Genomic DNA, 17,299 nt, shown 5'->3' with positions numbered 1-17,299 from the left:
TCAGACACATGAAGAATTTCGTAGTCAAGACGATCGCCAACGCGGGTGCGCTGGCCGTGGCCATCTGGCTGCTCAACGACATCACGCTGACCGGCGGCGACACCGGCCGCAAGGTGCTCACGCTGCTCGTGGTGGCGCTGTTGTTCGGCCTGGTGAATTTTGTCGTCAAGCCGGTGGTCCAGCTCCTCACCCTCCCCTTGTTCATCCTGACGCTCGGCCTGATCACCCTGGTGGTCAACGCCCTGATGCTGATGCTGACCTCGTGGCTGGCGGGTCTCTTCGACCTGAGCTTCCACGTCGAAGGCTTCTGGACCGCGGTCCTGGGCGGCCTGATCATCTCCGTCGTCTCCTGGGCGCTCAATGTCGTGCTCCCCGACGAGGACTGATCCCACCCCTCCTGACACAGTGCAGACAGGACCGGTGAGCAGCCGGAAAGAGAGCGAGGACGCATGAGCGCCATGGGCGACGGAACACGGGCGGTTCGAGCAGGGCTGCCCGAGCCGGAGCAGTACGAACCCACACTGCCCGGCCCCGTCTTCGCCGCGCACTTCCACCTGTCCGGCGTGCCCGTCGGCCCCTATACCTACGGCCGGGAGACGAACCCGACGTGGACCCACCTGGAACGGGCCATCAGCGAGCTGGAGGCGCCGGAGGAGCAGGTCGAGACCACGGTCTTCGCGTCCGGAATGGCGGCAGTCTCGGCCGTACTGCTGTCCGTGGCCCGCGCCGGGGACGCCGTGGTGCTGCCGGACGACGGCTATCAGGCGCTCCCCCTGGTACGGGAACAGCTGGAGGCCTACGGCGTCGAGGTGCGGACCGCGCCGACCGGCGGCGATGCCCAGCTGGAGGTCCTCGACGGGGCGAAGCTCCTGTGGATCGAAACGCCCTCCAACCCGGGACTCGACGTCTGCGACGTGCGCCGGCTCGTGGAGGCCGCGCACGCGGCGGGCGTACTGGTCGCGGTCGACAACACACTGGCCACACCGCTCGGGCAACGGCCGCTGGAGCTGGGAGCGGACTTCTCGGTGGCCAGCGACACCAAGGGCATGACCGGCCACGGAGACATCCTGCTCGGCCATGTGACCTGCCGGGATCCGCTGCTGTCCGCAGGCGTCCGTCGCTGGCGGAAGGTCGTCGGCGCGATCCCCGGTCCCATGGAAGCCTGGCTCGCCCACCGTTCGCTGTCCACCCTGCAGCTGCGCGTCGACCGGCAGTGCTCGACCGCGCTGGTGCTCGCCGAGACACTGGCCAAGCGCACCGAGGTGGCGGGGCTGCGGTACCCGGGACTGCCCGAGGACCCCTCGTACCCGACCGCCGTACGGCAGATGCGGCGCTTCGGCTCCGTCGTCTCGTTCGTGCTGGCGGACAAGGAGACCGCCGAGCGCTTCCTGGCCGCGCTCCGGCTGGTCGACGACGCGACGAGCTTCGGTGGCGTGCGGTCCACCGCGGAGCGCCGGGCCCGCTGGGGCGGGGACGCCGTGCCGGAAGGCTTCATCCGCTTCTCGGTCGGCGCCGAGGACCCGGTGGACCTGCTGGCGGATGTGGAACGCGCGCTGGACGAAGCCGGCCGCTGACCGCGGGCACTGCTCGGTCCGACTGACCGCGGTGACTTCGCGGTCCGGCAGGACCGGTCCGGGACGGGCGTCCCCGTCGACCGGGCCGGTCCTGCTCGGGACAGGCGGTCCGAGTCTCCCCCCTCGTGACTCGGACCACCCCGGTTCCTTGCGCAAAGAACCGCCTGGACAAGGCTAATTGACTCAGCGTCAGTGTCCAATCACAGTAGCGACAGCTGCCTATCGACAAATTTATAGTTGTGCGGTTCAGAAGCGGGAGGTGCGGACCATGGACCTGGCGCTGTTGCGCACGTTCGTCGCGGTACACCGGGCCGGATCATTCACTCGGGCCGCCGCTCTGCTCGGGCTGTCCCAGCCCGCCGTCACCTCGCAGATACGCACACTGGAACGACAGCTGGGCCGACCGCTCTTCCTGCGCAGGGCCAGGGGGGTGACGCCGACCACCGTGGGCGACGAGCTCGCGCACCGTGCCGCACCCCACCTGGACGCACTGGTCGAGATCGCCGAGGCCGGTCTGGGCGACGATCCGGGGGTGCGGACCCTGCATCTGGCCGGCCCTCCGGAGTTCACCTCCATACGCGCGCTCCCCGCCCTCACCCCGCTGATCGCCCAAGGGCTGGCGTTACGCACCACGTTCCTCGCGCATGCCGAGGACGCGCTGGAAGGACTGGCCGCCGGACACCATGATCTGGCCATCACCACGGCACGTCCGCGGGGTGGGCTCCTCACATCGACCACTCTCTGCGACGAGGAGCACGTCCTGGTCGCCGCCCCGCGCTGGGCCGCACGCCTGGGCCCCGGGACGCTGCGCCACAGAGGTTCGGTGGTCCTGGAGCAGCTGCCCGTGGTCGAAGTGCACGAGAGCCTGCCCCTCGTCTCCCGCTACTGGGCCGCCGTGTTCGACAGCAGGCCCGCCGCGTCCGCCACGGTGGTCGCACCCGATCTCCGCGCGGTCCTGGAGTGCGCGGCGGCCGGGGCGGGCCTCGCCGTGCTCCCGCGCTACCTGTGCGAGCTCGCACTGGAGCGGGGTGAGGTCGTGGCCCTGCTCGACCCTCCGGTACCGCCGCTGCGGACGTACTTCCTCGTCGTGAGGACCGGCACCATGGCGCTTCCGCACATCGCGCGGGCGCACGAGTGGCTGGTGCGTGCTGCCGTGGACTGGTGACCTGTCGGCCCGCACGAGTTTCAGATCGGCTTTCCTGGGCCACTCTCTTGCCATGACCGAACGTCCTGTGGTCAAGCGCACCGCACGTGCCGTCCTGCTCGACGGCGATGACCTCATCCTGATCAAACGCACCAAGCCCGGGGTGGATCCGTACTGGGTCACACCAGGAGGCGGGGTCGAGCCGGAGGACGACACCGTCATCGACGCCCTGCACCGCGAGGTCGACGAGGAGCTCGGCGCCAAGATCGTCGACGTCGTGCCCTGTTTCGTCGACACCGTGGAACACATCGCGGGCGGTGGGGTGAAGGGCGTCAAAGTGCAGCACTTCTTCGTCTGCCGGCTCGAGTCGATGGACCTCTCCCGGCGGCACGGCCCGGAGATCGACGAACCCTGCGGAGAATACGAGATCGTGCGCGTGCCGTTCAGCCGCGTCGGCATCGCGGCCGTGCACCTGGTTCCACTGTCCTTGCGGCACTACCTGGACGGAAACATCGAGGGAGTGCGGGCGATGCATGCGCCCGACCTGGGCTGAGGAAGGATCCGGAACGCCGAATCCCGGTCACGACCGCTCCGGGCGGCGGGAACACCAAGGCCGGTGCACGGGGGACGCTCCCGCTCTCGGGTGACTCCCACCCCGGGCTTGTCACCGTGTTTCACGTGAAACCCTCTGAAGCGCTCCGATCGCCGTAGCGTCCTCACCGCCCGCGTCGCCGTGTCCGTGAGCTGGCTGGGACTCACCGTGGGGCGACTGGTGCCGGGCCTCGCGGTGTTCCTCACCGGGGACCCCGTCCTGGCCCCGGCCGCTACTCATGCCATGAAGACCTTCGCGGACTCGCTCGTGGTGGAGGTGGCCCTGCTCTCGGTCGTCACCGGCCTGGTGCCGATGGCCGGCACGCACCGGGGGTCGGCCAGGCACCGTCCGCGTGGACGACGTTCTGGCTGCCGCCGACCCTTGCACCCCTGCCCCTCTTTTCGCCTCGTCCGGGCATGGATGATGCCGCGACCCGGGGCACAGGGGCATCGCCTGGTGGTCGCGCCCTCGTTGGCCACCGCCACGTGCCTCTTCAGTACCGCGATCCGGGTGCTGAAGGCATGCGGGCCGACCACCCGCCATGAACCACGGCAGCCGACGGTTGCATGCCTCGGCCGGCCGTGCCGGGCCCCCTTGTCGGCGGGCGGCTGCCGCACACGACACCTCGATGTCGGATCCAGGGGCGACCGAGGGCTTCGCGGAGCACGGGCGCTCTGCCCGCCAGGAACCCCGGCGGCCGGCGGTTGCGCCTACCGGCGCACAGCCGCCGGCCACACACGCGGCGACAGCCGGGGAAGCGGGCGCCCCCGGAGTCAGCGCCGGCCTGCGGCCACAGCAGTGGGTTCGGGAGCCGGCTCGGCCGCCGGCCGGTCACGGTCGGCCGTGCGGCGCTCCAGAGCACCGGAGAGAAGCGCGAGGAGCAGTGCCGACGCGGCGAGAGCGGCGCCGACCCAGTTGGGTGCCGTGTAGCCGAAGCCGGCCGCGATGACCATGCCACCCAGCCAGGCCGCCAGTGCGTTCCCGAGGTTGAACGCTCCGATGTTGACGGCTGAGGCCAGTGTGGGTGCGCCTGCTGCCTGATCGAGCACACGCTTCTGGAGCGGCGGCACCGTCGCGAAGCCCAGGCCCCCGATGAGGACGATGGTGACCGCGGCAGCGATCTTGTCGTGGGCCGTCAGCGTGAACAGGGCCAGGACGGCGGCGAGCGCACCGAGGGAGACGTACAGCATCGGCATCAGGTGGCGGTCGGCGAACCTGCCGCCGAGCAGGTTGCCACCGACCATGCCGAGCCCGAAGAGGACGAGCAGCCAGGTGACGGAGGACGGCGCGTAGCCGGCGGTCCCGGTCATCATGGGCGTGATGTAGGTGATCGCCGCGAAGACACCGCCGAAGCCCAGAACGGTCATGGCCATGGCGAGAAGCACCTGCACGTTCCGGAACGCGGCGAGCTCGTGCCGGATGCGCACACCGTCCGGCTTCGGCTGCTCGGGGACGAGCTTCGCCACCCCGAGAAGACCGAGGACGCCGAGTCCGGCGACGACGAAGAACGTGATCCTCCAGCCGGCGCTCTGGCCGATGTAGGTGCCGAGAGGGACTCCGACCACGTTGGCGACAGTGAGTCCGGTGAACATCATGGCGATGGCACCCGCCTTCTTCTCCGGGGCCACCAGATCGGCGGCGACCACCGATCCGATTCCGAAGAAGGCTCCGTGCGCGAGCGAGGCGACCACCCGCCCGACGAGCATGACTTCGAAGACCGGGGCGAGGGCGGAGACCACGTTGCCGACGATGAACAGCCCCATCAGGAGCATCAGCATGCGCTTTCGGGTGACCCGCGTGCCGAGCACCGTCATCAGCGGAGCACCGAGGACCACCCCCAAGGCGTAGCCGGTGACCAGAAAGCCCGCGGTGGGAATCGAGACCTGGAAGTCCGCAGCGACCTCGGGGAGCAGCCCCATGATCACGAACTCGGTCGTCCCGATTCCGAATGCCCCGATGGCCAGGGCGAGGAGCGCGAGCGGCATGGGTTCCACCTTCCTGAAGGTTGCGTCTGCGCTTTACAGGCGTTCACAATAATTGCAGACGCGGCATAATTGCAAGCGCGGGCTATTGCGCACGTGACCTACCCTTGGACGCAAGCAGCTCCGGCACGGAGGAGAGAAGACAGATGACAGCAACGGACCCCGCACTGACCGCCCTCTCCCAGAGCTGGTGCGCCCTCTCGCTGCTCCACGGGAGGATCGAGGCCCACATCGAGCGGGCCCTCCAGTCCGGCCACGGTCTCAGCGTGCGTGAGTACTCGCTGCTCGACGTCCTGAGCCGCCAGCACAGCGGCACGGGCGGCCACCTCCAGATGAAGCAGGTGGCGGACGCCGTGGTGCTGAGCCAGAGCGCCACCACACGGCTCGTGACCCGGCTCGAGGACCGTGGGCTACTCACCCGGTACCTGTGCGACACGGACCGGCGGGGCATCTACACCGATGTCACGGAAGCCGGCCTCGCACTCCTGGACGAGGCCAGGCCGACCAACGACACCGCCCTGCGGGCCGCTCTCGACGAGGCGGCCAAGAACCCCGAGCTGGCCCCGCTCGTCCGCACGGTCGAAGCACTCAAGGTCCCCGCCTGAGCCGACGGGTTGCGTAGTCTGCCGATCATGAGCGATCTCGAGATACGCCCCGCCGTCCTCACCGACATTCCGGCCGTCGTAGCCATGCTCGCCGATGACCCGCTCGGTGCCCGGCGGGAGTCACCGGACGATCTCTCCCCGTACGAAGCCGCGTTCCGACGTCTGACCGACGACCCCAACCAGCGCATCGTCGTCGCCGTGCGCGAAGAACGCGTCGTCGGAACCCTGCAGCTCACGGTTGTCCCGGGGCTGTCCCGGCGCGGTGCGACACGCTCGATCATCGAGGGCGTCCGGGTCCATTCCGATGAGCGCGGCAGCGGCCTGGGCACCCAGCTGATCCAGTGGGCCGTCGATGAGTCCCGGCGCCAGAGTTGCCGGCTGGTGCAGCTGACATCCGACACCACCCGCACCGACGCCCACCGCTTCTACGAGCGGCTCGGTTTCGCCGCAAGCCATGTGGGGTTCAAGCTCACACTCTGAAACCGGGAAGACCGCCTTGAGCTCCCAGGAGCCCGGAGCACCTGGGCGGGCTCCACCGCCCGGAGGCACGTATGCATCACATCGACGACGAGCAACGCCGGATCAGGCTCGGCAGGCGGCATCTGCTGGCCCGGTCCCTGCGGGCCTCCTCCGTCGTGAAAGTGGCGGACGCGGTGGTGGCCCTGCACGCCACCGACGCGGCTACGGTCTATCTCTCCACCTGCGCCCGGCTGTCCGAGCCGAACGTCGAAACGGTGGAACGCGCCCTCTACGAGGACGTCTCACTGGTGCGCCTGCTCTCCATGCGGAACACCCTGTTCGCCATGTCCACGGATGCGGCCCGCTTCGTGGACGCCTCCCACGCGCGGGCGGTGGCAGCCAAGGAGCGCCGGACCTTCCTCAAACACCTGAGGGAGGACGGAAAGGGGCTGGACGAGCACTGGCTCGCCGAAGTAGAGCGGGGGACGCTCACCGTCCTCGACGAACGGGGTCGTGCTACTGGGAGCGAGCTCTCCGCGGTAGTTCCCTCGCTACGCACGAAGATCACCGTCTTCCCCGGCACGAGGCAGGAAACGGTCCAGGGCGTCGCGTCGCGGGTCATCCGTCTGCTGGCCGCCGACGGACGCATCCGGCGGGACCGGCCGCGCGGTGCCTGGACCTCCAGCCAGTTCCGCTGGACGGCCACCACGCCGTGGCCGGCGGCGGATCCCGCCGAGGCACGAACAGAGGTGGCCCGGCGCTGGCTCTTCTCGTACGGCCCTGCAACGGAGGCCGACCTGAAATGGTGGACCGGCTGGGGTGTGCGGGAGACCCGTCAGGCACTGGCCGCAGTCACTGCCGAGGAGGTTTCGCTGGACAGCGGCGCCTCGGGCTGGGTCGTGCCGGGGGACCTCGCTCCCGAGCCGCCCCCGGAGCCCTGGGCGGCACTTCTGCCCGGCCTCGATCCCAGTGCGATGGGCTGGACCGATCGAGCCTTCCACCTGCGGGCCGATCATCGTGGGGCGCTCTTCGACCGGGCCGGCAACATCGGTCCGACGGTGTGGTGGAACGGGACGATCGTGGGCGGCTGGGCGCAGCGCGCGGACGGCGAGCTGGTGTGGCGGCTGCTCTCCGACGTGGGCCGGGAGGCCGTCCGCCACATCGAGCAGGAGGCTGCCGGGTTGTCGGCCTGGGTGGGCGGGGCGCGGGTCACTCCCCGCTTCCGCACACCTCTGGAGCGCGAACTGACGGCATGAACGGCCCGCCCCACCGGTTGTCGTTTCACGTGAAACGACGACCGCGAGACACCTGCCGTGAGTGCGCTCGGGTAGCCCGGCCCGCTCCGGCGGCTCAGGTGACGAGTCCGCGCCACCCGCCCTCGTCCACGCCACCGGGCACTGCCGCCCGGGGTTCGTACGGCGTCCGGGTGAAAACGAACGATCCCAGGTCGAGGTGATCCACCGTGCCGTCGGCGGAGCGGACGACGCGGAGCGTCTCCCCCGCGTAGTAGCCGCTGAGCCCGGTCCAGGTGCCGTCCGGGCATGCGCGGAAGCGGGCACCGCGTCCCGTACCGCGCAACGGCTGCAGCTCGAAGCCCCGGTCGGCGAGCAGCTTCAGTGTGTGGATGCTCGTTCCCCAGTACCAGGGGCCGGTCAGCGCCAGCAGTTCCTCGTCCACCTCGGGCAGCGGGCGCCAGGGCTCCGGGATCCTCGGCTCCGCATCGGCGACGATCTGCACGAGGTCCGCGGCCACCGCACCGGCGAGCGGGCCGGAGGTGGCGTTGGCGAGCACCACTGCGGCCACATCGTCCTCGACGCTGATCCACAGCGCGGCAAGGAAGCCCGGCAGCGACCCCGAGTGACCGAGGAGCGTGCGGCCCTCCCGCTGCACCACCTGGAGGCCGAGGCCGTAATTCCCTGCCCAGTCGCCCGCTTCGGGCGGTGCCACGGGCGTACGCATCTCCTCGACCGACGTGGCACGGAGCACGCGTTCGTCCCCGCGAGCGAGGAAGGAAGCGAACCGGAGAAGGTCGGAGGTGGTCGACCAGAGCTGACCGGCCGGAGCCATCAGTCCGAGGTCCTCGGCCGGTTCGGGCAGCATGACGTCGGCCCACGGATGGACGGCCCAGCCGCCCGCATGCGGTGCCTGTGCCGATGCGGTCGTACGGTCCATCCCCAGCGGATCCAGGATCTCCCGGCGCAGCACTTCCGCCCAGGCGTCACCGCGCACCCTCTCGACAAGCGATCCGAGCAGCGTGTAGCCAGGATTGGAGTAATGGTGCCTGTGGCCCGGCGGGTGCATCAGCGGCTCGTCACCGAGAACGGCGGCCAGGTCCGGCCGCGTGCTACCGGGCGTCCTCTCCCACCAGGGTGCGGGCGTCTCCGCCCCGAGTCCGGCACTGTGACCCAGCAGCTGACGGGCGGTCACGTGTCCGACGCCCGTACCCGGCAGGTGCTTCTCCAGCGGGTCGTCCAGATGGAGGAGGCCTTCGTCACGGAGGCGCAGCACCAGCACGGCGGTGAACGTCTTGGTGATGGAGCCGATCCTGAACTGCGTATCGTCGTCGGGAGCATGCCCCTCCACGCAGCTGCGTGAGCCACTCCAGGCGATCCGGCCCTCGCGCTGAACAGCGGCGACGAGAGAAGGCGCGCGGCCTTCGGACTGGGCCGTGGCAATGCGGTGGAGCAGGGCACGCCGGGTGCCGGGAAGCAGCGCTTCGGAAGTGGTCATGGTCAAGAACTACCCGTGCGGCAGCCGTCTCGCGAGCATTTTTCACAGCCGGGACCGGGCTCCGGTCCTCACCCTGCCCGGCCCTCGAGCCGTAGGGCCCCGGACCGGCGGGACGCGCCGCACGGCACCGGGGCGCACTGCGCCGCTCAGCGCTTCCGGCTGTAGGTCCTGACCAGCACACCGTTGTCGAATGTGCGGACGTTCTCCAGGGCGAAGTCGGTGACCGCGAAATCCGCGCCGAACATGGGCATTCCGGACCCGTACACCTGCGGATAGGTCTTGATGACGAGTTCGTCGACCTCACCGATCAGCTCACCGGCCAGCCGGGATCCGCCACAGAGCCAGATGCCCAGTTCGCTGTCCTGCGCCTTGAGTTCCCTGATCCGTCCGACCACATCGCCGGAAACGAGCTCCACGTTCGGGTCGGGGGACTCCCGCAGAGTCCGGGAGGCCACGAGCTCCGCCATGTGCCCGTACGGACTGGTGAGGCCGGCGTCCAGGGCGATCTGATAGCTGGCCCGCCCCTGGATCACGGTGTCGAAACGCCGGTTCTTCACCTCACCGAATCCCAGCACCTCGCGGCCTTGCGCCGAGACCGTCTCCGGGTACTCCGACGTGAGGAACTCGATCATCTCCTCATCGACGAAGGCCATCATCGACGTGGCGTCCCCGCCCGGATCACCGATGAATCCGTCGATGGAGCAGGCGACGAAGTAAGTGAGCTTTCGCATGAGGTCCCCGTTCCGCGCAGGTCTGTTGCTTCGGTCGTGCCCGGCAGCGGTACCGTCGGCCACCGCCCCAACTACTGCACATAGAGTGCTTCATACGTAGTGGTTAAGCAAGCCTCTTTCGGAGGCACGCCGGACAGGAGAGGACCATGGCCAGAAATCCGGAGCGCAGAACGGCACTCGTCGACGCCGCCATCGAGGTGCTGGCCCATGAGGGAGCCCGCGGGCTCACCTTCCGCGCGGTGGACTCCCGGGCGGGTGTCCCCCTCGGTACCGCGTCCAACTACTTCACGAACCGTGACGATCTGTTCATGCAGGCAGGTGCCCGCATCAACCACCGCATGACACCGGACGCCACCGAGGTCGAACAGGTGATGCTCCCCGCGCCGTCCCGAGAGCTGGTCACCTCCCTCATGCACTGGCTGGTCCAGCGCATGGCCGACGACCGCGTCGGCTATCTGGCCATGCTGGAACTCCGGCTCGAAGCCACTCGCCGCCCGGCCCTGCGAACGCGCCTGACCGAAACCGTGCGGGCGGAATTCGACCAGAGCGGCGCCTTCTACAGCGAGGCGGGCCTGCCGGGCGACGCCGACACCTTCCTCGTGCTCCACCTGGCCATGACCGGCCTGCTGCTCGAGCACCTGACACTGCCCGACATGCTGTCCGACACGGCGCTCGACCGCCTGGTGGACATCGTCGTCACGGCGCTCGTACCCCCGCACGAGCCGGACGGACCGTGAATCCGCACGTCACCCGTCACCCGTCACCCGCCGCGGCTCCGGCGGAGAGCGAAGTCCTGACCGCAGTCAGCACCTCGCCGTCCCGGAATTCGACCAGCACCCACGGTCGGTCGTCGAGATGGGTCCGGCACACGGGCGGGACGTCCAGTACCGTCTCGCCCGCCTCGTCAGCTTCGACCGCGGATCATCGACATCAACAGCCCGTGAGTTTCGGCGTCCGCTGCCACGACCAGGCCGCGGTTCCCCTGCCCGATCGGAGCGCCGTCGACCCCGGTGACCACGCAACCGGCTGCCCGGCACAGGGCGATGCCGGCGGCGAAGTGCACGCTCCCGGACAGGTCACTGCCATCGGTGACGTACGCGGCTCGTTTGCCTGCCGCCACCCAGGCCAACGCCAACGTCGTGGACACGACCCGTGGCCGGAACCGCTCGGCGAACCCGGGGTGTGCCAGCAGGCCCACGGCCCGGAAGCCAGGCGCGCTCGGGAAGGGCGGGTCCAGGTTGACGTCCACCAGTCGGGTGGCGGACGTGGGTACCAGCGGCACATCGGCCCCGCCGTGCCGCGCCCGGGCTGTCTCACCGTCGGTGAAGAAGACCTCGCCGGTGAACGGGTCGGCCACGGCCGCCGCCCCGTCGCGCAGCGCCACATTGACGGCCACCAGCATGTTGCCGACGGCGTAGTTCAGCGTCCCGCACAGAGGATCCACCAACCACTGACGCGTGGCCTCGACGGCGCCCTGGTGCCCGCCCTCCTCGCCGAGCACCGCGTCATCGGGCCGAGCGGCACGAATGACCGCGAGGATCGCCTTCTCGGCCTCCACGTCGGCGGCAGTGGCGAAATCCCCGGCACCCTTGTCGATGCGAGTGAGCCGCCGGCCGTACATGCTGTGCACCACGTCCGCGCCGGCACGTGCCGCAGCGACGGCGACGCCGGCATCGTCGAGGCTCGCGTATGACTTGATCACGACGTGCAGACTATCGACGGCGGTGTTCACGCCCACCGGGCGGACGGACCTCAGCCGACTGCCGCTGCCGAAGCGCCGGGCCTCTCCACCCGGCGCACGGTGTGACTCGCAGCTCGCGTGACGGCTTCTGCGCACTCGACGTCCGGCTCCGTGTCCGACCACCGGGACGCTCGCCGACCGCAGCCGCCCCTTCGGCTTCTCGGCAGCGCTGTCGTCCGGCACCCGCAGCGAAACCAGCGCTCCCGCACCACGGCCACGGGGAGCAGAAACGGTTTCGGAGTACCGGGTCGACCGGCCTTGCCGATGCGTTGCCGAGACGCGGGCTCGGTTGCTGGACCGGCTCAGCCTTCTGCATGACCCGACTCAGGTCTGGGCCATGTCCACGAAGCGTGAGTAGTGCCCCTGGAACGCCACTGTGATCGTCGCTGTCGGGCCGTTTCGGTGCTTGGCCACGATCAGGTCCGCCTCGCCCGCACGCGGGGACTCCTTCTCGTACGCGTCCTCGCGGTGCAGCAGGATGACCATGTCGGCGTCCTGCTCGATGGAGCCCGATTCACGCAGGTCGGAGACCATCGGCTTCTTGTCGGTGCGCTGCTCCGGGCCACGGTTCAGCTGGGAGAGCGCGATGACGGGAACCTCCAGCTCCTTGGCGAGGAGCTTGAGGTTTCGGGACATGTCCGAGACTTCCTGCTGACGGCTCTCGGCCCGCTTGGCACCGCCGGACTGCATCAGCTGCAGATAGTCGATGACCACGAGCTTGAGGTCGTTGCGCTGCTTGAGACGACGGCATTTCGCCCGGATCTCCATCATGGAGAGGTTCGGCGAATCGTCGATGTAGAGCGGAGCCGCCGAGACGTCCGGCATCCGCCGGGCCAGCCTCGTCCAGTCCTCGTCGGTCATCGTGCCGGAGCGCATGTGGTGAAGTGCCACCCGTGCCTCGGCGGACAGCAGACGCATCGCGATCTCGTTGCGGCCCATTTCCAGCGAGAAGATCACGCTCGGCAGGTTGCTCTTGATCGAACAGGCACGGGCGAAGTCCAGGGCGAGCGTGGACTTTCCCATGGCGGGACGCGCCGCGATCACGATCATCTGCCCGGGGTGCAGGCCGTTCGTCAGGGCGTCCAGATCGGTGAATCCGGTCGGGACACCGGTCATCTCGCCGCTGCGGGACCCGATCGCCTCGATCTCGTCGAGAGCGCCCTCCATGATGTCGCCGAGCGGCAGGTAGTCCTCACTGGTGCGCTGCTCGGTGACGGCGTAGATCTCGGCCTGCGCCGAGTTGACGATCTCGTCCACGTCACCGTCGGCTGCGTACCCCATCTGCGTGATCTTCGTGCCGGCCTCGACGAGACGCCGGAGAACCGCCCGTTCATGGACGATCTCCGCGTAGTACGAGGCGTTGGCGGCCGTCGGCACGGACTGGACCAGGGTGTGCAGATACGGGGCTCCGCCAACCTTGGTGATCTCACCGCGCTTGACGAGCTCGGCCGCCACCGTGATCGGGTCGGCCGGCTCGCCCTTGGCATAGAGGTCGAGGATCGCCGTGTAGACGGTCTCGTGAGCCGGACGGTAGAAGTCGTGGCCCTTGATGATCTCCACGACATCGGCGATGGCGTCCTTGGACAGCAGCATGCCGCCGAGCACGGACTGCTCCGCGTCGAGGTCCTGGGGAGGCACTCGCTCGAACCCGGACGAGCCGCTGTCCCAGCTGCTCTCCCGGCCCCGCTCGTGCTGCTCGTCCCGCCCCTTGCCCTCTCCACGGCGCTGACGGGAAACGGGCAGACGGTCACTGGGACCGACATCGGCCCAGGGATCGTCCAAAGGCTCGGGAATGCTCACCGGGCCACCTCCTCCCGTCCGCTGCGCGGACCTAACCGTGCCACTCTTTCTTACGGCACGGCACCGACAAACAAGACGCCCGACTCCGGTTCCGGCGCGTCAAGTTCTGGGGTCATCCCTGCCGGAACGGAGTGCGGGCGCCGCCCCACGGTAGGCCGGTATGCACCGTCAGCCAATCTGGTTATCCACAGGGCATGTGGACGACGGACCAGATGCTGTGGAGAACCCCTCCGATCCTGTGCACGGGCCAGGGGACAGCACTGTGGACAAACTCATACCGACCCAGCCGGAAGGGTTCTGACCTGGGCTTTCTCCATCCACTGGCTGTGGGGGAGAAAAACTTTCGCCCTGAGCTCAAGATCGCCGGAATCACCCCCCGGCCGATCCGTGAACTCGTGGACAGGTAAGGACTCCAATGGTGTTGCATCTCTTACCTGTGGAAGATTAAATTGACACCCATGACCCAGGCCTCCGCGACCCAGCCGCCGTCCCGCCGTCGGCACGACCGCGAGATCATCGCCCTCGCCGTACCGGCCTTCGGCGCTCTCGTCGCCGAGCCACTTTTCGTCATGGTCGACAGCGCCGTCGTCGGCCATCTGGGCACGTCCCAACTGGCCGGCCTGGGGGTCGCCGCCGCCTTGCTCACCACTGCCGTGAGCATCTTCGTCTTCCTCGCCTACGCGACCACGGCTGCGGTGGCCCGCCGGGTCGGGGCAGGCGACATCCCCTCCGCCATCCGACAGGGAATGGACGGCATCTGGCTCGCCCTGCTGCTCGGCGCCCTCGTCGTCGCCTTCGCCTATCCCGCGGCCCCCTGGCTCATCGAGGCCTTCGGCACGTCGGACACGGCCACCCCCTACGCCGTGACCTACCTGAGGATCTCCAGCTTCGGCATCCCCGCCATGCTTGTCGTGCTCGCCGCGACCGGCGTACTGCGGGGCCTGCAGGACACCCGGACGCCCCTCTACGTCGCCATCGGTGGATTCACGGCCAACGGCGCGCTCAACGTGGGGCTCGTCTACGGAGCCGGACTCGGCATCGCCGGATCTGCCTGGGGCACGGTGATCGCCCAGGCCGGCATGGCGCTCGCCTACCTGATCGTTGTTGTGCGCGGCGCGCGGAGACACGGAGCTTCGCTGCGTCCCGACGCCGCAGGAATCAGGGCCAGCGCCCAGGCAGGCTTCCCCCTGCTGGTCCGTACGCTCTCACTGCGTTCGGTCCTGCTGATCGCCACCGCAGTGGCGGCCCGACTCGGCGACACGAACATCGCCGCCCACCAGATCATCCTGTCCCTCTGGAGCCTCACGGCCTTCGCTCTCGACGCCATCGCCATTGCGGGGCAGGCCATCATTGGCCGCTACCTGGGCGCGGGCGACGCCAAGGGAGCCCGCGAGGCCTGTCGCCGGATGGTCCAGTGGGGCATCGCCTCCGGTGTGGTTCTCGGTGTGCTGATCGTGCTGGCGCGCCCCTTGTTCATCCCCCTGTTCACCGGCGACCCGTCGGTGCAGGAGACCTTGCTGCCGGCGCTGCTCGTCGTCGCGCTCTCCCAGCCGATTGCCGGTGTCGTCTTCGTGCTCGACGGCGTACTCATGGGTGCGGGTGACGGCCGGTACCTCGCCTGGGCCATGATCGTGACCCTGGCCGCCTTCGCCCCCGTCGCCCTCCTCATCCCCGGCCTCGGAGGAGGCCTGACCGCCCTGTGGTGGGCGATGACGCTCATGATGGCAGTCCGACTGGTGACACTCTGGCTGCGCATGCGCTCGGGCAAGTGGCTCGTCATTGGCGCCACCCGCTGACCGACCAACGGCGTCGCGGTCCCGTTTCACGTGAAACGGGACCGCGACGCCGTTTCACGTGAAACCAAACACGAAACGAACCAGGCACGAGACCTCGCCGGTGCAGCACGACGAAGGGCCGCACCGTGAGGTGCGGCCCTTCACCTAGCTCTGCTGAGCTGTGCCCTTAGGCAGCAACGACCTCGATACCGAGCTTCGCGGCAACCTCGGGGTGCAGGCGCACGGATACCTGGTATCCGCCGAGCGTCTTGATCGGCGTACCGAGCTCGACGCGACGCTTGTCGACGTCCGGACCACCGGCGGCCTTGATCGCCGAGGCGATGTCGGCCGGGGTGACGGAGCCGAAGAGACGGCCGGCGTCGCCGGAGCGAACAGCCAGACGCACCTTGACGGCCTCGAGCTTGGCCTTGATCTCGTTGGCCTGCTCGATCGTCGCGATCTCGTGGATCTTACGGGCGCGGCGGATCTGCGCCACGTCCTTCTCGCCACCCTTGGTCCAGCGGATGGCAAAGCCACGCGGAACCAGGTAGTTACGGGCGTACCCGTCCTTGACGTCCACGACGTCGCCGGCAGCACCGAGGCCAGTGACCTCGTGGGTGAGGATGATCTTCATGATTCGGTCACCCTTCCCTTATCGCGCGGTGGACGTGTAGGGCAGCAGCGCCATCTCACGGCTGTTCTTGACTGCCGTGGCGACATCACGCTGGTGCTGCGTGCAGTTGCCGGTGACGCGGCGGGCACGGATCTTGCCGCGGTCGGAAATGAACTTCCGCAGCATGTTCGTGTCCTTGTAGTCCACGTACTGGGTCTTGTCCTTGCAGAACGCGCAGACCTTCTTCTTAGGCTTGCGCACAGGCGGCTTCGCCATGGTGTTTCTCCTGTGTGATCAAGAAGTGGGGGTACGAGCTGCCCTAGAAGGGAGGCTCGTCCGAGTAGCCGCCGCCGGAGCTTCCGCCCGAGCCACCGGAGCCGCCGGAGCTTCCGCCCCAGCCACCCCCGCCGCTCTGCTGGCCCCCGCCCTGCTGACCGCCCGCAGGCGCGCCAGTGGCCCACGGGTCGTCGGCAGGTGCACCGCCGCCGCCCTGCTGACCGCCGCTACCGGGACCGCCGCCCCAGTTGCCGCCGCCCTGCTGGCCGCCGCCGTATCCACCCTGACCGCCACCCTGGCCACCGCGACCTGTGGTCTTGGTGACCTTGGCCGTGGCGCTCTTGAGACTGGGGCCGACTTCCTCGACGTCCAGCTCGTAGACCGTGCGCTTGACGCCCTCACGGTCCTCGTAGGACCGCTGCTTCAGCCGGCCCTGCACGACGACGCGCATGCCTCGCTGGAGCGACTCCGCGACGTTCTCCGCCGCCTGACGCCAGACCGAGCAGGTGAGGAACAGGCCTTCGCCGTCCTTCCACTCATTGGTCTGCCGGTCGAAGATGCGGGGAGTGGACGCGACACGGAACTTCGCGACCGCCGCACCGGACGGGGTGAAGCGCAGCTCGGGGTCGTCGACGAGATTGCCGACGACCGTGATGACGGTCTCGCCTGCCATGGGTGAACCTCTCGGCGGGGATTGCTTCTGGCTGCTTGCTACTCGAACCCGATGACCGCTGAGCTAGATGCTCAGTGGATCTCGGGACGGAGGACCTTGGTCCGGAGGACCGACTCGTTCAGGTTCATCTGTCGGTCGAGCTCCTTGACGACCGCAGGCTCGGCCTGCAGGTCGATGACCGAGTAGATGCCCTCAGGCTTCTTCTTGATCTCGTAAGAGAGACGACGACGGCCCCAGGTGTCGACCTTCTCAACCTTTCCATCGCCCTCACGGACGACGGAGAGGAAGTTCTCGATCAGCGGGGAGACTGCTCGCTCCTCGAGATCGGGGTCGAGGATGACCATCACCTCGTAGTGACGCATGTGGAACCCACCTCCTTTGGACTCAGCGGCCACGGTCGTTCCGTGGCAGGAGGGTCGTGATGCGTAGGCATCGATGTCCCCGAGTAAAACAGCCACCACTGACAACGCCCGTCTTCGATGGTCGAGGGGAGTTGCAGTGCTGACTCAGGGCAGACACCGGTGCAGACCGTACAGACTACCCGCAGACAGGCTTCCGGTTGAAATCCGGTGCCGGAAGGCCGCAATCTGTACACATCGGATGT

The 17,299-nt window shown here is 68.7% G+C and carries 18 protein-coding genes; 9 read left to right on the top strand and 9 right to left on the bottom strand.

What is annotated here, in order from left to right; genetic code table 11:
- Window positions 1-8: 8 nt before the first annotated feature.
- The 4 genes from OG927_RS16490 to OG927_RS16475 all read left to right on the top strand — a co-directional run bounded on the left by OG927_RS16490 (window position 9) and on the right by OG927_RS16475 (window position 3,271).
- Entirely contained in the window at window positions 9-386 is a 378-nt protein-coding gene (locus OG927_RS16490) for a phage holin family protein (protein ID WP_056793131.1), read from the top strand.
- Window positions 387-449: 63 nt separating this feature from the next.
- On the top strand, window positions 450-1,574 hold the full coding sequence (locus tag OG927_RS16485) for a cystathionine gamma-lyase (RefSeq protein ID WP_124281848.1): 1,125 nt from the start codon (window positions 450-452) through the stop codon (window positions 1,572-1,574).
- A 268-nt stretch (window positions 1,575-1,842) separates the two neighbouring features.
- The gene (locus tag OG927_RS16480; RefSeq protein WP_056793133.1) at window positions 1,843-2,739 is read left to right on the top strand and encodes a LysR family transcriptional regulator; all 897 of its coding nucleotides are present in this window, start codon (window positions 1,843-1,845) and stop codon (window positions 2,737-2,739) included.
- 52 nt (window positions 2,740-2,791) lie between these two features.
- A complete protein-coding gene (locus OG927_RS16475; RefSeq protein WP_056793134.1) occupies window positions 2,792-3,271 on the top strand; it encodes an NUDIX domain-containing protein in 480 nt (159 codons plus the stop codon).
- An 812-nt stretch (window positions 3,272-4,083) separates the two neighbouring features.
- Here the strand turns inward: OG927_RS16475 and OG927_RS16470 are convergent.
- The gene (locus tag OG927_RS16470) at window positions 4,084-5,295 is read right to left on the bottom strand and encodes an MFS transporter (RefSeq protein ID WP_056793135.1); all 1,212 of its coding nucleotides are present in this window, start codon (window positions 5,293-5,295) and stop codon (window positions 4,084-4,086) included.
- Window positions 5,296-5,438: 143 nt separating this feature from the next.
- On the opposite strand from OG927_RS16470, the gene OG927_RS16465 reads away from it, so the two are divergent.
- From OG927_RS16465 to OG927_RS16455, 3 genes are all read left to right on the top strand, one after another.
- Complete coding sequence (locus tag OG927_RS16465; RefSeq protein WP_124281853.1) at window positions 5,439-5,897, top strand: MarR family winged helix-turn-helix transcriptional regulator; 459 nt, start codon at window positions 5,439-5,441, stop codon at window positions 5,895-5,897.
- A 27-nt stretch (window positions 5,898-5,924) separates the two neighbouring features.
- Window positions 5,925-6,377 carry a GNAT family N-acetyltransferase gene (locus tag OG927_RS16460; RefSeq protein ID WP_056793137.1) on the top strand — a complete coding sequence of 151 codons (453 nt, stop codon included), beginning with the start codon at window positions 5,925-5,927 and terminating at the stop codon, window positions 6,375-6,377.
- A 71-nt stretch (window positions 6,378-6,448) separates the two neighbouring features.
- Window positions 6,449-7,612, top strand: coding sequence for a winged helix DNA-binding domain-containing protein (locus OG927_RS16455; RefSeq protein ID WP_209470153.1), 1,164 nt, complete (start codon window positions 6,449-6,451; stop codon window positions 7,610-7,612).
- A gap of 94 nt (window positions 7,613-7,706) precedes the next feature.
- Here the strand turns inward: OG927_RS16455 and OG927_RS16450 are convergent, their stop codons facing one another.
- Entirely contained in the window at window positions 7,707-9,086 is a 1,380-nt protein-coding gene (locus OG927_RS16450; protein ID WP_124281855.1) for a serine hydrolase domain-containing protein, read from the bottom strand.
- Window positions 9,087-9,232: 146 nt separating this feature from the next.
- Window positions 9,233-9,817, bottom strand: coding sequence for a dihydrofolate reductase family protein (locus OG927_RS16445; RefSeq protein ID WP_056793140.1), 585 nt, complete (start codon window positions 9,815-9,817; stop codon window positions 9,233-9,235).
- A 146-nt stretch (window positions 9,818-9,963) separates the two neighbouring features.
- Here OG927_RS16445 and OG927_RS16440 point away from each other — a divergent pair, with 146 nt between their 5' ends.
- Window positions 9,964-10,554: a TetR/AcrR family transcriptional regulator gene (locus OG927_RS16440; RefSeq protein WP_056793141.1), complete on the top strand. Its 591-nt coding sequence runs from the start codon at window positions 9,964-9,966 to the stop codon at window positions 10,552-10,554.
- 167 nt (window positions 10,555-10,721) lie between these two features.
- Here the strand turns inward: OG927_RS16440 and OG927_RS16435 are convergent, their stop codons facing one another.
- Both OG927_RS16435 and dnaB read right to left on the bottom strand, forming a co-directional pair.
- Window positions 10,722-11,519, bottom strand: a complete 798-nt coding sequence (locus OG927_RS16435) for an inositol monophosphatase family protein (RefSeq protein WP_124281856.1) — start codon at window positions 11,517-11,519, stop codon at window positions 10,722-10,724.
- Window positions 11,520-11,882: 363 nt separating this feature from the next.
- Window positions 11,883-13,340 (bottom strand): replicative DNA helicase, encoded by a 1,458-nt coding sequence (gene dnaB / locus OG927_RS16430; RefSeq protein ID WP_056793142.1) that lies wholly within the window; start codon window positions 13,338-13,340, stop codon window positions 11,883-11,885.
- A 476-nt stretch (window positions 13,341-13,816) separates the two neighbouring features.
- On the opposite strand from dnaB, the gene OG927_RS16425 reads away from it, so the two are divergent.
- Window positions 13,817-15,154, top strand: a complete 1,338-nt coding sequence (locus OG927_RS16425) for an MATE family efflux transporter (protein ID WP_056793143.1) — start codon at window positions 13,817-13,819, stop codon at window positions 15,152-15,154.
- A gap of 166 nt (window positions 15,155-15,320) precedes the next feature.
- On the opposite strand, the gene rplI is transcribed toward OG927_RS16425, so the two are convergent.
- From rplI to rpsF, 4 genes are all read right to left on the bottom strand, one after another.
- A complete protein-coding gene (rplI, locus tag OG927_RS16420) occupies window positions 15,321-15,767 on the bottom strand; it encodes a 50S ribosomal protein L9 (RefSeq protein ID WP_056793144.1) in 447 nt (148 codons plus the stop codon).
- Between the two features lie 18 nt (window positions 15,768-15,785).
- A complete protein-coding gene (rpsR, locus tag OG927_RS16415) occupies window positions 15,786-16,022 on the bottom strand; it encodes a 30S ribosomal protein S18 (RefSeq protein ID WP_003967857.1) in 237 nt (78 codons plus the stop codon).
- Between the two features lie 43 nt (window positions 16,023-16,065).
- Window positions 16,066-16,695 (bottom strand): single-stranded DNA-binding protein, encoded by a 630-nt coding sequence (locus OG927_RS16410; RefSeq protein ID WP_056793145.1) that lies wholly within the window; start codon window positions 16,693-16,695, stop codon window positions 16,066-16,068.
- Between the two features lie 71 nt (window positions 16,696-16,766).
- The gene (gene rpsF, locus OG927_RS16405; RefSeq protein WP_028441690.1) at window positions 16,767-17,057 is read right to left on the bottom strand and encodes a 30S ribosomal protein S6; all 291 of its coding nucleotides are present in this window, start codon (window positions 17,055-17,057) and stop codon (window positions 16,767-16,769) included.
- Window positions 17,058-17,299: the final 242 nt, after the last annotated feature.

The organism is Streptomyces clavifer, assembly GCF_036345975.1.
In the GTDB taxonomy this organism is placed as follows: Bacteria; Actinomycetota; Actinomycetes; order Streptomycetales; family Streptomycetaceae; genus Streptomyces; species Streptomyces clavifer.
The sequence above is the reverse complement of the archived record's forward strand: the minus strand, read 5'-3'. Positions and strand labels throughout refer to the sequence as shown.